This window comes from Deinococcus deserti VCD115 (assembly GCF_000020685.1).
GTDB classification, from domain to species: Bacteria; Deinococcota; Deinococci; order Deinococcales; family Deinococcaceae; genus Deinococcus; species Deinococcus deserti.
In genome coordinates, this window is record NC_012529.1 from 199,755 (window position 1) to 214,028 (window position 14,274).

Consider the following 14,274-nt stretch of genomic DNA (forward strand, 5'->3'; position numbering starts at 1 on the left):
GTAATATCTGCAGTCTGTTAAGGGGCGTGACTACTGGGAGCACTTCAGTAGAGGCATGGTGGCCCCGCATTATGCAGGTCCCCTGTTTCTCCCAAGCAGCCGCCGGCAAAGCTTTGTCAGGCTTCGGCTTCGTCCGAGTGTGGATGGACGGTGGCGCCAGGCGCCGCGGAGTGCTTCTGTACACAATGAATGCCAGGGAGGTGATAGCCACCCACAGCGCAGCAAACAAACCTTCCATCGCTGAAGTGTAGTGGCGGTTTATGAGGCGTCCTTATCTCAAAGCGACATCCCCCGGCATAACGCTTATTACCTACCTTCCTGGAAACTTTCACTTTCCGAGGAGCTCTGAAAAAACGTAGGTGCAGATGCCCTGATGAGCCAGGAAGGCTCAGATTCCTCTCTGTCGGCCTGTCAGATCGCCAGAAGGCCGCCCCCGACAGTTCTCTGGCTTGCCTGAAGATAAGGAACGCAGGAAAGTTCTGAACACGGCGAGGCGTCGCTGGGCATACGAGGCTCTGGCGAACTGGCTGGTATTACTTTTAGGTATCTGGCCCTTTCTAGCCTGCCAATTTACGAATAGGCTCGTAGCAACGAGGCTTCTGTCGATAGCTGTCTGTGCGCCATGCACCAGCCGAAGAACAGAAGCCAGACAGGAGCCGTTATGACCAAGGTAATCGAACAGATCTCGAGCGCGCAGCAACTGATCGCGCGCGAAGACGCTCTCGGCGCACACAACTACAAACCGCTGGACGTCGTGTTGGAGCGTGCCAGTGGTGCCTGGGTCTGGGACACTGAAGGCCGCAGGTATCTCGATTGCCTCTCGGCGTACAGCGCCGTCAATCAGGGGCATTGCCATCCGCGCATCATCGAGGCACTGACCGACCAGGCCAAGAAGGCCACCTTGACCTCGCGCGCCTTTCGCAACGACCGTCTGGCTGGCTTTTACGAGACGGCAATCCGATTATTGAGATACGGCGCCGTCATCCCGATGAATACAGGCGCGGAAGCCGTGGAAACTGCCATCAAGCTGGCGCGCAAATGGGCCTATGAAGTTCGCAGGGTCCCGATTGACCAGGCCGAAATTATTGTCATGGACGGTAATTTTCATGGCCGTACCACAACCCTGGTCAGTTTCAGCAGCGAGGCGCAGTATAAGGACGCTTTTGGGCCTCTGACTCCAGGCTTTGTGCGGGTACCGTACGGTGACGCCGCAGCCATCGAGGCGGCCATCACCTCCAATACTGCAGGCGTGCTGTTCGAGCCCATTCAGGGAGAAGCAGGCGTGATCGTGCCGCCCGAGGGTTTCCTGCGGGCCATGCGGGACGTGTGTGACCGGCACGGCATCCTGATGATCGCTGATGAGATCCAGACTGGCCTGGGCCGCACCGGCCGCTGGCTTGCCTGCGACCACGAAGGGGTCAGGCCGGACCTGGTGATTCTGGGCAAGGCCCTCGGCGGGGGCGTCTATCCGGTCAGTGCGGTGCTATCGAGCCGTGAGCTGATGGACCTGTTCCGTCCCGGAGATCACGGGAGCACGTTCGGGGGCAACCCGCTGGCCGCCGCCGTAGCGCAGGCCAGCCTGGAAGTTCTGGAAGACGAGGGATTGCCCGCGCGCGCCCTGGAACTCGGCGAGTATCTGCGCACACGCCTGCGTTCCATGAACAGCCCGCATGTCAGGGACATCCGTGGAAAAGGGTTATTGGTTGGCGTGGAACTGCGTGGGCCGGCCCGCCCGGCCTGCGAACGCCTGCGTGATCTGGGAGTGCTGTGCAAGGAAACGCACGTGACGACGATGCGGTTGGCTCCCCCGCTTGTGATCAGCCAGAAAGACCTTGACTGGGCCCTTGAGCGTATTGAACAGGTGCTTACTGACCCGAACCTGCTGTAGTAGCAAGGGGGGTGGTCACCGTGGCCAGCCCCCTTGCTGCCTTGCCACCTAGAAACTGTTTCACATTGCGCCGCTGACTCTGAGCGGCCCTGAGGTGTGTAGCGTACGTTGGTGTTCCCCCTCCACCCCACCCGGTTCATCCGCCGGACCTCGAAGCCTTGCACTCCAAAACACCAGACCGGGCGCACATGCTCCTCTCTGCTCGCCAAGTCTGGTCGGCTGGCACCAGCTCACCTCCCGTCCCGCTAGTCTTGACCTGTGAACTGCACGATGAGACAAGTCAGCGGTTGTCAGCCAGCTGACACCACGGTCCGGAAGTCCTTCCTGGCAGATACCTGCCACGGCTGGAGCGCAACGTGAAGGTGACTGTCGCAGTCGTTCAGGCCGAGGTGGCGCCAGACCTTGACCGGGGCCTGGAGCTCACGGCTCAACTGTCGCTGGAAGCTGCGGCAAAAGGCGCACAACTCATTGCTTTTCCTGAAACCTGGCTTCCTGGGTATCCAGCCTGGCTGGATGTTGCCCGTGACGTCGCCCTCTGGGACCATGCGCCGGTAAAAGAAGCCTTCGCCCAGATGATGGAAAACAGTGTCGCGGTACCCGGCCCGGCGCTCGACGCGCTGCGGGACGCTGCCCATGCGGCGCAGGCGACGCTGGTGGTCGGAGTGATCGAGCGAGTCTCTGCCGGGCGCGGGCAGGGCACGCTGTACAACACAATCCTGACCATCAATGCCGAGGGTCAGGTGCTCAACCATCACCGCAAGCTGGTGCCCACCTACACCGAACGGCTGGTATGGGGCCCGGGAGACGCTGACGGCTTACGGGTGGTCGACACCCCGCTGGGCCGTATTGGCAGCCTGGTCTGCTGGGAGCACTGGATGCCGCTGGCGCGTCAGGCTCTTCATGAACAGGCGGAAGATATCCACGTGGCGACGTGGCCCACCGTCAAGGACATGCACCAGATCGCCAGCCGCCACTACGCCTTCGAGGGCCGCTGCTTTGTTCTCGCCGCCGGCAGTCTGATGCGGGCATCTTCCCTGCCTGAAGGGCTTGACCTTATTCCCGAACTACAAACCAACCCGGAGACGCTGGTCATGCGGGGTGGCAGCGCGATCATTGGTCCGGACGGCGCATACGTGGTTGAACCGGTCTATGATCAGCCGGCCATTCTGGTGGCCGAACTGGACCTGAGACGCAATCTTCAGGAGCGCATGACCCTTGACGTCACCGGTCATTACCACCGTCCGGAATACCTCAACCTGGACATCCGCCATTCAGGACGCCGGACAAACGAGCTCGACACCAAGTAAGGCTTCAGCTGACCGGATCACGTGGACCAGGAGCCAGGGATGAGACCAGGAAGCGTCACTGAATCCCAGGTTGTGTTCCTGCTCTGAGCCCGCCGGAGCACGAATCGTCAAGGTTCAGAGTGCGCCGGGGTCCGGGTGAATCTGCCCTAGGCCCGCCTGATCACACGCTCTGCGCAACCACCTGCTGCATCAGTACGCGGGCGGCGTCGAGTTCTTCCTTGTTGATGCTGTGACCGAGCCCTGGAATAACCCGGGCATCGACGGACGCGCCGCGCGCACGCAGCTGGGCCTCGGTCGCCTGGAAGCGCTCCAGCGGAATATGGGCGTCGTCCGGATCGACGCCCATGAATACCGGAATGCCAGACATGCTGCTCTGCTGCTCGAGCGTGATCAGCCCGCCGCTGAACGCCACGACACCTCCCAGCTGCCTCCCGGCGCGGCTGGCATACTCCAGCGCCAGACAGGCCCCCTGGCTGAACCCCCCCAGCACCACGCGTTCGGGCGCAATACCCATCTGCGCCAGCTCTTCCATAACAGCGTCGACCGTAGCCAGCGCCTGATCAAGATGCGGCTGGTTCTGTTCGAGCGGCGCCAGGAAGGAGTACGGGTACCAGGTGTTGCCGGGTGCCTGGGGCGCCAGATAGGTAAAGGCGCTGAGATTGAGTTCGCGCTCCAGCGACAGGATGTCCTGAGCACTTCCGCCCCGGCCGTGCAGCAGCACCATTGCGACCCTCACTTCTGAAGGTGGCCGCCCGGCCACGTGGACCTGAATGCCGTCAGCTGCCCCAACCGGCTCCTGCCCGGCTGAGGCGCTCAGGTCGCGTGACCCGATCGTCACGCCATATTCGTGATTGAAGATGCGCGGAACGTGCGCTTCGATCTGTGCCCTCTGCGGTTCGAACCACTGAGGAAGTTTCAGATGCCGGCCGAGTTCCTCGACAGCTTCGTCGGCAGGAAAGCCAGGGGCATCGGTGGCAATCTCGAACAGCACTCCGTTGGGCTCGCGGAAGTAGATCGAGTGAAAGTACTGGCGGTCCTGAACCGGCGTGGGCCGGAAACCGGCAGCGCTGAGCGTCTCCAGGTAGGCCAGCTGCTCGGCGTCGTTTCGGGTCCGCAGCGCGACGTGGTGAACACTGCCGGCCCCGAAGCTTCCCCGTGGCTGACCGGCCCGCTCGACCACATCCACATACAGGCCTACACCGTCTCCGCTGCCCTTGAAGCGGGTGCGTGGGCCCTGCGGGTCTGCCTCGGTCCCGACTTCCTGAAAGCCCAGCTGCCCCACAAGCAGGGCACGTACGTCAGCCGTCTCCTGTACCCAGGCTGTCACCGAGTGAAAGCCGCGGAGTGCCTCGGACTGCGGGACCGGCGACGCTGGCCACGGCTGCACCTCCTTGCCGTTGTCGAACACAATCTCTACCCATGTACCGTCCGGGTCCTCGAAGGTCAGCACAGGGTCACCGAAACGGGTGCTTTCAGAGCCGGTCAACCCGTGTGCCTGAAGGCGCTGCTGCCACGCCGCATAAGAAGACACTGGCGCGCTGTAGGCGGTTGCCACCACTTCACCGTTGCCCCTGACGCCCCTGGACGCGCCGGGCCAGGGAAAGTGGGTCATGATCGTTCCGGGCTGACCGGTCAGGTCACCGTAGTAGAAGTGGTAGGTGCCAGGATCGTCGAAGTTGACGGTGACCTTGACCAGCCGCTGTCCAAGAACCTGGGTGTAGAAGTCCAGATTGCGCTGCGGGTCGCTGGCCATCACGGTGACATGGTGAAGGCCCTGCACAGGACTGGTGCCAGAAGCAGAGGAAGACGAGGTCATGCTTCATATTACTTAATGTCAAAGTATCCACATGAAGCAGACGTTCACGTGATTGATAGGGGTGCAGGTTCTGACTGTCCCGAATACGGCAGACATGACCAGGCCCTGCGCGACATTGGAGGGCCATGCGGCGGGTTTGTTGGACATCCCTATATGCAGGGCAAGCACATCGACCTTTGGCCTGGGTGCTGGGCGCCGCTCAAGGAATGTGGACACGCAGTACTTGGCGAGTTCAGTCGTTGGGGTGCCTGCATCAGGTCCTGCTCAGGGTGGAACCCAGCCAAAACTACCCCCTCTGTCGGTGTCGTGATGTCATGGTCAGGAAACCAGCCCCCGCTCAACCCATGTCAGCGTTGGCCAGCAGAAGATCGTTCCATGCTTGACGTCAGGTCGAACCCGGAATGTCCACTTCTCGTGTCATGAAAAAAGCGGGACATTCTTGTTGCACCCTTACAGCCGGGTGCGCACTTCCCAGAGTTCTGGAAACAGGACGGTGCTGAGTGCCTGACGCAGATAGCCCGCGCCGCTGGTGCCGCCCGATCCGGCCTTGAACCCGATGGTCCGCTCCACAGTCGTGAGGTGATTAAACCGCCAGCGCCGGAAGTTGTCTTCCACGTCGAGCAACTTTTCGGCCAGTTCGTAGAGGTCCCAGTAGGTCTCGGTATCGCGGTAGACCGTCAGCCACGCCTGGAGGACCTCCTCGTTCAGGACAGGCTTTTGCGTAAAGTCCCGCCCCAGCACTTCCGCAGGCACCGGAAGTCCGCGTGCGGCGAGCAACCGCAGCGCCAGATCGTACACGCTCGGCCCGTTCAGGGCCTCGTGCAGTGGATCATGCAGGTCGGGACGGTGCTCGTGGGGCCTCAGCATGACGCTCTGACGGTTTCCCAGCAAGAATTCAACCATCCGGTACCCGGCCGACTGAAATCCCGACGCCTGACCGAAAGCATGCCGGAACAGCAGGTAGTCAGCCGGCGTCATGGTTTTGAGCACTTCCCAGGCATTGGTGAGCTGCTCCTGCGCCCGCACCACCCGCGTCAGCATCTTCAGGGGCGCGTCCGTGATGCCACGGTCAAGCAGATCCATGGCAGCCCTCAGTTCGCGCACGATCAGGGCGAGCCAGACTTCCGAGACATGGTGCACCGCAATAAAAAGGTGCTCGTCATGCGCATCGGTGATGGGCTGGTGCGCCGCTTTCAGAGCGTCGAGACGCAGATAATCGCCGTAGCTCAGGCTCTGGCTGAAATCCTGATGCGCTCGTTCCGGAGCGTTCTCCCCCGGCGCGGGTGTGTCCTGCCGGCTCATGCGCGCAGCTCGCCAGCAACGTCCAGAACCGCCTGGGCAGCGCGGTAGACATCGGCGTACGAAACATACAGTGGGGTGAACCCGAAGCGCAGGATGTCGGGAGTCCGGAAATCTCCGATCACACCGCGCTCGACCAGCCGCCGCATGGCTTCCCGCGCCTGCGGGTGGCGGAAGCTGACCTGACTGCCGCGCCGGGCGTGATCCAGCGGCGTCACCAGCGTCAGGTCCGGGTCGCCCGCGACCAGGGCCATGAACGTATCGGTCAGCGCCAGCGACTTGGCACGCAACTGCTTGAGATCGACATCCGCAAAAACGTCAAGGGCGGTATCCAGGGCGCTGAGACTCAGGACCGTTGGGGTTCCCACGATAAAGCGCCGGGCATCCTTGGCCGGAGTGTAATCGCGGGCCATTTCGAAGGGGTCGGCGTGACCCATCCAGCCGCTCAGGGCGACCCTGGCCTGCAGGTGCCGACTGGCGACAAACAGGTAACCGGGCGCACCTGGGCCGCCATTGAGGTACTTGTACCCGCAGCCCACCGCGAAATCTGCGCGTGCCGCCGTCAGATCCACCTCGAACGCCCCTGCCGAGTGCGCGAGATCCCAGATGGTCACAATGCCCTGGGCGTGCGCCTGGGCCGTCAGGCTGGCCATATCAAGGCGCTCGCCGGTGCGGTAATCCACTTCAGTGACCATCATGGCCGCGACGTCTGTGGTCAGGTGTGCGCTCAGCTCAGCCGCTGGAACGCGGCGCAGTTCATAACGCCCGTCAAGCAGGCCGTTGAGACCCTGGGCAACATACAGATCTGTCGGAAAGTTATCGGCGTCCGTCAGAATCACGCGGCGCCCCGGTGACGCCACGTCGAGCGCGGCAGTCAGGGCCTTGAACAGGTTGACGCTGGTGCTGTCGCCTACGGAAATTTCAGACGCCTCCGCACCAATAAGGGGAGCAAGCTTGGCGGCTACCCGGTCGGGCAGTGCCATCCAGTCACGGCCCTCCTGCGCATGCGCGGTCCAGGAGCGGATCAGAGCGTCGCCCCATTCCTGGTGAATCACGCGCTCCAGTCTGGCTGGGACTGTGGCAGGCAGGGCTCCCAGGCTATTGCCGTCGAGGTAAATCACGCCCTCTGGCAAGACGAACTGGGCTTTTTTGTGCTGTAACGGGTCACGGGCATCAAGGTCAAGCAGGGTACTCAGGGCAGGCTTTGCGGAAAGGACAGGAGTGGTCATGGGGCCTCCAGGGCGCGGGGAAGCGCCTGGACTCGCATAAGCGGTCCAGGCTGATCGGATGGAGTCGGGCGGTCAATCAGCCCTGGCGCATGGGGCGCCCCAGGTTTGCGCACCACCAGTCACGCAGCGCCCGCGCCAGGCTGTTGGCCCAGGCACGTGCGCGCATTGGACTGAGTCGCGGCCGCATAGTGTGGCCACTATACCGGGGGATACAAGCAGGATTCATCACCCGAGCAAATGTCCCGCTCCCTTTTGTTGCGGTGCACCCAGCGCACCTACAAGCAGAGCCTGACAGCCGTGACCCGTCAGGCGCATGGTAACGCTGAATAATCAGCTCTGGCACACCAGCGGTGCCTGCGTACGCCTGGCTCGGGAATGGTTTCTAAAGGTGCACCTTTTCGCTCTCTGGTTTTGTCGTCCAGGATTGTATCTTTTGGATTGCCCCGGTTCCTGAATGTTTTTGAGAGTGCAGACATGGCACCCTGAGGGTCAATGAGTTTTTTGCTTCGGTTCCGGCAGGAAGCGCACGCCGCGCACCTGGCACTGACCTTTCTGACCACGCTTCCCCTGCCCCATGTGCGTGAGGTCCGTGACGGGGATTTTGCGCGCGCCAGCGCCTATTACCCGCTGGCCGGTTACGCGGTGGGAGGGCTGCTTGCCCTTCTGCTGTGGCTGCCGGTTCCGCTGCCATCCGGCGTGCAGGCGGGAGTGGCGGTGGCTGCGTGGCTGACCATGACTGGGATGCTGCACTTCGATGGTCTGGTGGACAGCGCTGACGCCCTGTTCGTCATGAAAAGTCCCGCGCGCCGCCTGGAAATCCTGCAGGACGTGCATGTGGGGGCGTTCGGGCTGGCGACCGGGGTGGTGTCGCTGCTGATCCTGTGGAGCCTGCTGGCCTCTCCCCTGCCGGCCTACGCGGCTCTGGTGGCCGCGGTGACCGCGCGCACCCTGGTCCTGCTGCCCATGAACCTGTATCCGGCCGCGCGTCACGAGTCACTGGGGGCCCGCTCCCGTCAGGGCAGGTGGGACGTGGCACTGGTCCTGGCATTGCCGGTTCTGCTGCTGCCAGGCGCCGCTGTCGCCGGACTCGCGGCCCTGGTCGCGACCCTGCTGGCCGCACGGTTCGCCGCTTCCAGACTGGGTGGAGGGCTCAGCGGTGACGTGTATGGGCTCATTGTGGTTGCTGCAGAACTCGTGGTGCTGTGTGCCTATGCCTGGGGCCACCATGCCTGAGACTGCGCTGACCCTGCATCTGATTCGTCACGCGCCTACCGCGCCAAACGCCGAGCGCCGTTACCCTGAGGCAGGCGAAGACGCCTGCCTGACTCCGGAGGGCCGGATGCTGGCGGCAAAGCTGCGGCTCTGTCCCGCTGTGATCTATTGCTCTCCAAGCCGGCGCGCCCTGGAAACGGCGCTCCTGGCGGGGTTTGACCAACCGCTGGTGACCCCAGAACTGGCAGAGGCCAACTTCGGTGTGATGGCTGGGCGCACCTGGGCAGAGCTTGAACAAGCCTATGGAGCTACCCCCCGGTACTGGATCGAGGCGATGACCCAGCCCACCACAGCGTTCGGACCGCCCGGTGGAGACACGGGGCAGAGCTTTCACAGCCGTGTCCAGGGTTGGCTGAACTCCTTGCCACCTACCGGCGAGGTTGCTGCGTTCAGCCACGCCGGAGTGATCCTGGCTGCCCTACGGCTGACCGTCGGACTTACGGCGGCGGAAATCAGGCCCTGCGGCGTGGTCACACTACACGCGTCGCGTGGCACCTGGTGGCTCAGCCGCCTGAGCGCCCCGGATCTGATCGAAGGCGGCTGAGTGGCCTTCGTGCTGCGGGTAGCCTGCACGTGGCATCATCACCGCATGAACATGTCGGGGGTGTCTGCATGTCGTGAGGGCCGCTTTCAATGAAGCTGGCTACCTGGAACGTCAATTCACTGAACGTGCGGCTCGGGCAGGTGATGGCCTGGCTGGAGGCCCAGCAACCTGACGTGCTGGCGCTGCAGGAAACCAAGCTGCCGGATGACCGATTCCCCGTGGCTGAGCTGGAGGCGCTGGGATACCGGGCTGTCTTTTCAGGTCAGAAATCCTATAACGGCGTGGCGTTGCTGTCGCGTCTCCCGCTGGAAGACGTACAGATCGGCATTCCAGGGCTTGACGACGAGCAGCGCCGCGTCGTGGCCGCGACCGTTGGCGGAATGCGGGTGGTGTGCCTGTACGTTCCCAACGGGCAGGCGGTCGACTCACCGAAGTACACCTACAAGCTTGAATGGCTCTCGGCTGTGCGGGCATGGCTGCAACTGGAACTGATGGCCCATCCCCGGCTGGCCGTGGTTGGCGATTTCAATGTGGCTCCCGAAGACCGCGACGTCCACAGCCCGAAGCGCTGGGCCGGACAGGTCCTGGTCAGCGAGCCCGAACGACAGGCCTTCCGCGCCCTGCTGGACCTGGGACTGCACGACGCCTTCCGGCTGCATCCACAACCCGAGCGGGTTTTCAGCTGGTGGAATTACGGTCGGCTGGGCTTTCCCCGCAACTGGGGCCTGCGGATCGATCATGTTCTTGTCTCCGGTATCCTGGCCGCTGAGTGCCAGAGCTGTACCGTGGACCTTGAGCCACGCCGGCACGAGCGCCCGTCAGACCATGCGCCGGTGGTTGCCACTTTCTCCACGTTCACCTGCCGACCTGAAAACCCTGCACAGGTTCCTCAAAAGCCCTGAGCCGGGAAGCCAGGCGCTGTGCAGCAGTGAGCCCCGTGAAGCCTGACAGGGCACCTGGTCTGACTCCTGACTGTGGGTAGTGTGCCAGGTCCGCGAAGGCCTGCATGGCATTCAGGAGGAAGCCAGAATCGGCACCCTGACCCGCGGCGCGTAAAGCCCAATCTGATCGCCATGCCGATGCGCTGGATCCTGATCACCTTCACTCCGGTACCTGCGGGCCTCTCAGTTCTTCGGCGCCTATCTGCTTGCGTTGTGCCGGGCAAATGCGGTCAGCCGGGCTGGATGTACAGTTGAAAACACACGGACACCATGTGGTGTCCGTGTGCAGGTGGGGCCCGATCAGCTGCTCTACCCGACCTGGCAGAGTGTTGGGAGGAGCGTGCCGCGTTTTGCCGAGAGAGTCAGCCGTGCTCGGCCCTACAGGTCGCTGTCCGCCTCAGGCATTACTCCGCTGTGGAGTTCCCGAGCGATAAAACCAAGTTTAGCGACCGGGCGGTCAGGATCATCTTTCCACCGAAGAGCCACCTCCCATTCACCACGGCAAAACCCGGAGGCTGCGCCGAGTATGACTCCTATCTCTTCGAAAAGGTCCATGGCATAGGGAGGATATTTTGTAAAGGAGATGAAGTCTCCTGCTTTGAATGTTGTCATGCTTTACTCCACATTTTGACGCTGGAATTATGGCTCAGGCTCGTTGATGTGAGCCTTCAGGACAGATTTCTCACCAGCTCGTTTCCGACTGAGTGAAGCAACCACTATCTCTGAATCTTAAGGAAGACTCAAGGACAGTCTTCACATTGGCAGACCAAAGATCTGATGCACCGGGGATGCAATTAAGATCGATGTTCACGCATCAGCCGAAGGTTGGTCACGAAGTTCGGCGACTGAGGGGCGCCCACTCAAACTGCGCACCTGCCTGATTTCGCTGGCAATGTCGCGGCGCACCTTAGCCTCCAAAATGAGGGCTTCAGAGTGTGCCGGAAATGGAACAACAGCAGAGGGCTGGACAGCTCGCGCGCGAAATCGATTCCTGCAGCCAGAACGCGCCGCTGAAAAGCCACGGTCCACCATCAGACCTGCAGGCTCCAGACGAATGTCCACCGAAAACAACGGTACTGATACCCGGCAGGTGTGACGCATCATCAAGCTCAGTACCGGCAGGCACGTCCTGCTGAGAATTCACCAAGCCTGTGACGGAATTTCAAAACACGCCATCCCCCATGTCTACTGGTGTAGAACTTCTACAGTCGCGCCTGAAATAACGACCGTGATGGGGTTGTTCCTGCGGTTGTTCCTGCGGTTCAGCCTGCGCTCCAACAGGTAGGCCTCGCTGTTGTCCAAGTTGATAAGCGTCATCTTCAGAACCAGGTGTTCCGTCTTTCGGCATCGCCCTGGCGGACGGTGGTGGCCCTCATACGACGTGAAGCAGCGTAGCCAATGGAATGGCATCACACAAAATCCACCATGCCCTGCAGGGTTCGCAGGGCATGGTGGACTATGAACACAGGCGAGACCGGCAGGATATCCATCACCTGCCGGTCTCTTTTAAGTTTGAGGCTCTGGAAACTACTGAAACAGAGGAAGAGCCTTGAGCACCGTCTGGGCTACGCCCCAGGCCAGGGGAATCCCGACCAGAAGCCATGCCAGGATCATCTTGATCAACGCACCTGGGGCCGGAGTCTCGTCGTTGTTGTGCTTGGTCATATCAGTCTCCTGAGGAACGGGTGGCTGCTGGCGTAGCGCCTGGCAGACCAGGTGCCGTGTTCGCCTCGTTGTAGTGGAACTTGGGGTCTACCGGGCGGATCAGCAGGTTGCAGATAAAGCCCACCACCAGCAGACCCACCATGATCAGCATGGTGAGGTTGTAGGCCTCGGCCGGCGGCACGCCCGCATCAATCTGTGACTGGCGCAGGCCGTTGACCAGGTAAGGACCGACGATAGCGGCAGCTGACCAAGCCAGCAGCAGACGGCCGTGAATGGCGCCCACATTCATGGTGCCGAACATGTCGCGCAGGTAGGCAGGAATGGTCGCAAAGCCGCCACCGTACATGGTCAGGATGATGGCCGAAGCGATCACGAACAGCGTGACGTTCCCCATGTTTCCGGTAATAGGAATCAGGAAGTACAGAATCGCGCCCAGCGAGAAGAAAATGGCGTAGGTGGTCTTGCGGCCGATGCGGTCAGACAGTGAGGACCAGAAGAAACGCCCCCCCATGTTGAACAGGCTCAGCAGACCCACGAATCCAGCTGCGGCAGCAGCACTCACGGCAGTGCGCCCTCCGGTGGTGTCGGAGAACATCTCCTGGATCATGACTGACGCCTGCCCCAGAATTCCGATGCCAGCCGTGACATTCAGGAACAGCACGGCGAACAGCAGCCAGAACTGCGGCGTGCGCATGGCCGTATCGACTGCCACGTTGGCGCGGGTGATCATCCCGTGGCCCGGTGCATTGGTGCTATTTACGTCGTAGCCAGCAGGTGCCCAGCCGGGTCGTGGCACGCGAATGGTGAAGGCTCCGAACATCATGAACACGAAGTAGACCAGTCCAAGCACCACGAAGGTCTGCGTGATGCCGTTCGCTGGAACGCCACCACCGAAATTGTTCATCATGATGACCGACAGGGGCGAAGCGATCATGGCGCCGCCGCCAAAGCCCATGATGGCCATTCCGGTTGCGACGCCCGGACGGTCGGGGAACCACTTGATCAGTGTCGAGACCGGAGAGATATAGCCCAGTCCCAGCCCGATGCCGCCAAGAACCCCGTTCCCCAGGTAAATGAGCCACAGCTGCTTGGTGGCAACGCCCAGGGCGGCGACCAGAAATCCACCGCCGAAGAAGAGGGCGGCGGTGAACATGGTGCGCCGCGGCCCGACGCGCTCGACCCACTTCCCGAAGATGGCGGCCGAAGCCCCCAGCATGGCCAGTGCAATCTGGAAAATGACTCCCAGCGCCAGCAGACTCCAGCCACCATGATCTGCCAGGGGCTTGTTGAACACGCTGTAGGCATAAATCTGTCCGATGGACAGGTGCAGGGCGAGTGCGGCAGGGGGCACCAGCCAGCGGTTGTATCCGGGCGGCGCGACACTGTGTTCACGATCTAAAAAGGACATGCAGAAACCTCCTGAAAAAGGGCGGGGGAAGGATAAGCACCAGCAGGAACTGTCAGGCCGGAGAATCCAGGGCCCGGCCGCCTGAATTCACCCGTTCTGGGACGCTGTACAGATTGAAGCGTTCACCACGGACAAAGCCTGCCAGGGTAATACCAAAGCTCTCGGCCACCTCAATGGCCAGACTGGTCGGGGCCGACACGGCGCAGACGACCGGCACACCGGCCAGCGCAGCTTTCTGCACGATTTCGAAGCCCGCGCGGCTGCTGACCGCCAGAAGGTGGTCCGTCAGAGGCAGCAGATCCTGGGCCAGCGCCCAGCCGATCAGCTTGTCTACCGCATTGTGCCGGCCGACGTCTTCACGCACTGCCAGACACTCGCCGTCAGCCGTGAACAGCCCGGCGGCGTGAATCCCCCCAGTCGCCGCGAACAGGGGTTGTTCGCGGCGCAGTTGAGCTGGAAGGTTGCCAATAACTTCGGCAGCAAGTGGCGGCCGTGTCCAGAGGGCTGGAGTAGCGCGTACCGCCAGTCGCTCGATGCTGCCTGTGCCGCACACACCACATGCACTGCTGGTAAAGGTATGGCGCGACAGGCTGCGCATGGCCGCAAACCCCGAGCGCAGTTCCACCCGCAGCACATTGGGCGCCTCTACACCGCCCTCCTGCCAGCGGGACAGGCTCAGTATCTCTGCAGTGTTCCGGATGGCGCCCTCGGCGTACAGGAAGCCCATGGCCAGCTCGTGGTCAGCCCCAGGAGTCCTCATGGTCACGGCCACGGTCTGTTCCTCGCCACCGTGGACCAGACGGATCTCCAGAGGTTCTTCGACCACCACCTGATCGGTGGCCGAAGTCAACTGGCCTGCCAGGTACTTCAGGACAGGACGCTCGGCTGGTGGCTCTGGCAGCACG

Annotated in this window: 12 protein-coding genes; 5 read left to right on the forward strand and 7 right to left on the reverse strand. The window is 62.1% G+C overall.

The window, feature by feature from the left end; all coding sequences use genetic code 11:
- Positions 1-661: 661 nt before the first annotated feature.
- Together rocD and DEIDE_RS15545 are read left to right on the forward strand one after the other, a co-directional pair.
- Positions 662-1,888, forward strand: coding sequence for an ornithine--oxo-acid transaminase (rocD, locus tag DEIDE_RS15540; protein ID WP_012695280.1), 1,227 nt, complete (start codon positions 662-664; stop codon positions 1,886-1,888).
- A gap of 356 nt (positions 1,889-2,244) precedes the next feature.
- Entirely contained in the window at positions 2,245-3,195 is a 951-nt protein-coding gene (locus DEIDE_RS15545; RefSeq protein WP_012695281.1) for a carbon-nitrogen hydrolase family protein, read from the forward strand.
- A gap of 160 nt (positions 3,196-3,355) precedes the next feature.
- Here the strand turns inward: DEIDE_RS15545 and DEIDE_RS15550 are convergent, their stop codons facing one another.
- The 3 genes from DEIDE_RS15550 to kynU all read right to left on the reverse strand — a co-directional run bounded on the left by DEIDE_RS15550 (position 3,356) and on the right by kynU (position 7,539).
- Positions 3,356-5,011, reverse strand: a complete 1,656-nt coding sequence (locus tag DEIDE_RS15550) for a VOC family protein (RefSeq protein WP_041227881.1) — start codon at positions 5,009-5,011, stop codon at positions 3,356-3,358.
- Between the two features lie 450 nt (positions 5,012-5,461).
- Entirely contained in the window at positions 5,462-6,313 is an 852-nt protein-coding gene (gene kynA / locus DEIDE_RS15555; protein WP_012695283.1) for a tryptophan 2,3-dioxygenase, read from the reverse strand.
- Entirely contained in the window at positions 6,310-7,539 is a 1,230-nt protein-coding gene (gene kynU, locus DEIDE_RS15560) for a kynureninase (protein ID WP_012695284.1), read from the reverse strand. Before kynU ends, kynA begins: the two co-directional genes overlap by 4 nt.
- A 492-nt stretch (positions 7,540-8,031) precedes the next feature.
- Between kynU and DEIDE_RS15565 the strand changes: the two genes are divergently transcribed.
- The 3 genes from DEIDE_RS15565 to xth all read left to right on the forward strand — a co-directional run bounded on the left by DEIDE_RS15565 (position 8,032) and on the right by xth (position 10,257).
- Positions 8,032-8,772 (forward strand): adenosylcobinamide-GDP ribazoletransferase, encoded by a 741-nt coding sequence (locus DEIDE_RS15565; RefSeq protein WP_012695285.1) that lies wholly within the window; start codon positions 8,032-8,034, stop codon positions 8,770-8,772.
- Complete coding sequence (locus DEIDE_RS15570; RefSeq protein ID WP_162485704.1) at positions 8,765-9,355, forward strand: histidine phosphatase family protein; 591 nt, start codon at positions 8,765-8,767, stop codon at positions 9,353-9,355. The genes DEIDE_RS15565 and DEIDE_RS15570 overlap by 8 nt, the downstream gene beginning before the upstream one ends.
- An 89-nt stretch (positions 9,356-9,444) precedes the next feature.
- Positions 9,445-10,257, forward strand: a complete 813-nt coding sequence (xth, locus tag DEIDE_RS15575; RefSeq protein ID WP_012695287.1) for an exodeoxyribonuclease III — start codon at positions 9,445-9,447, stop codon at positions 10,255-10,257.
- Positions 10,258-10,674: 417 nt separating this feature from the next.
- On the opposite strand, the gene DEIDE_RS15580 is transcribed toward xth, so the two are convergent.
- The 4 genes from DEIDE_RS15580 to fdhD all read right to left on the reverse strand — a co-directional run bounded on the left by DEIDE_RS15580 (position 10,675) and on the right by fdhD (position 14,273).
- Positions 10,675-10,908, reverse strand: a complete 234-nt coding sequence (locus DEIDE_RS15580) for a hypothetical protein (protein WP_041227885.1) — start codon at positions 10,906-10,908, stop codon at positions 10,675-10,677.
- Between the two features lie 915 nt (positions 10,909-11,823).
- On the reverse strand, positions 11,824-11,961 hold the full coding sequence (locus DEIDE_RS19970) for an MFS transporter small subunit (RefSeq protein ID WP_012695288.1): 138 nt from the start codon (positions 11,959-11,961) through the stop codon (positions 11,824-11,826).
- 1 nt (position 11,962) lies between these two features.
- Positions 11,963-13,369 (reverse strand): L-lactate MFS transporter, encoded by a 1,407-nt coding sequence (locus tag DEIDE_RS15585; RefSeq protein ID WP_012695289.1) that lies wholly within the window; start codon positions 13,367-13,369, stop codon positions 11,963-11,965.
- 52 nt (positions 13,370-13,421) lie between these two features.
- Positions 13,422-14,273 carry a formate dehydrogenase accessory sulfurtransferase FdhD gene (gene fdhD, locus DEIDE_RS15590; protein WP_162485705.1) on the reverse strand — a complete coding sequence of 284 codons (852 nt, stop codon included), beginning with the start codon at positions 14,271-14,273 and terminating at the stop codon, positions 13,422-13,424.
- Between the last annotated feature and the right edge of the window lies 1 nt (position 14,274).

What these genes read in the sequence shown, in the direction of transcription:
- rocD (WP_012695280.1), top strand. Translation starts at nt 662, where the DNA reads ATGACCAAGGTAATCGAACAGATCTCGAGCGCGCAGCAACTGATCGCG.
- DEIDE_RS19970 (WP_012695288.1), bottom strand. Translation starts at nt 11,961, where the DNA reads ATGACCAAGCACAACAACGACGAGACTCCGGCCCCAGGTGCGTTGATC.
- DEIDE_RS15550 (WP_041227881.1), bottom strand. Translation starts at nt 5,011, where the DNA reads ATGACCTCGTCTTCCTCTGCTTCTGGCACCAGTCCTGTGCAGGGCCTT.
- DEIDE_RS15570 (WP_162485704.1), top strand. Translation starts at nt 8,765, where the DNA reads ATGCCTGAGACTGCGCTGACCCTGCATCTGATTCGTCACGCGCCTACC.
- DEIDE_RS15580 (WP_041227885.1), bottom strand. Translation starts at nt 10,908, where the DNA reads ATGACAACATTCAAAGCAGGAGACTTCATCTCCTTTACAAAATATCCT.
- DEIDE_RS15585 (WP_012695289.1), bottom strand. Translation starts at nt 13,369, where the DNA reads ATGTCCTTTTTAGATCGTGAACACAGTGTCGCGCCGCCCGGATACAAC.
- kynA (WP_012695283.1), bottom strand. Translation starts at nt 6,313, where the DNA reads ATGAGCCGGCAGGACACACCCGCGCCGGGGGAGAACGCTCCGGAACGA.
- xth (WP_012695287.1), top strand. Translation starts at nt 9,445, where the DNA reads ATGAAGCTGGCTACCTGGAACGTCAATTCACTGAACGTGCGGCTCGGG.
- kynU (WP_012695284.1), bottom strand. Translation starts at nt 7,539, where the DNA reads ATGACCACTCCTGTCCTTTCCGCAAAGCCTGCCCTGAGTACCCTGCTT.
- DEIDE_RS15565 (WP_012695285.1), top strand. Translation starts at nt 8,032, where the DNA reads ATGAGTTTTTTGCTTCGGTTCCGGCAGGAAGCGCACGCCGCGCACCTG.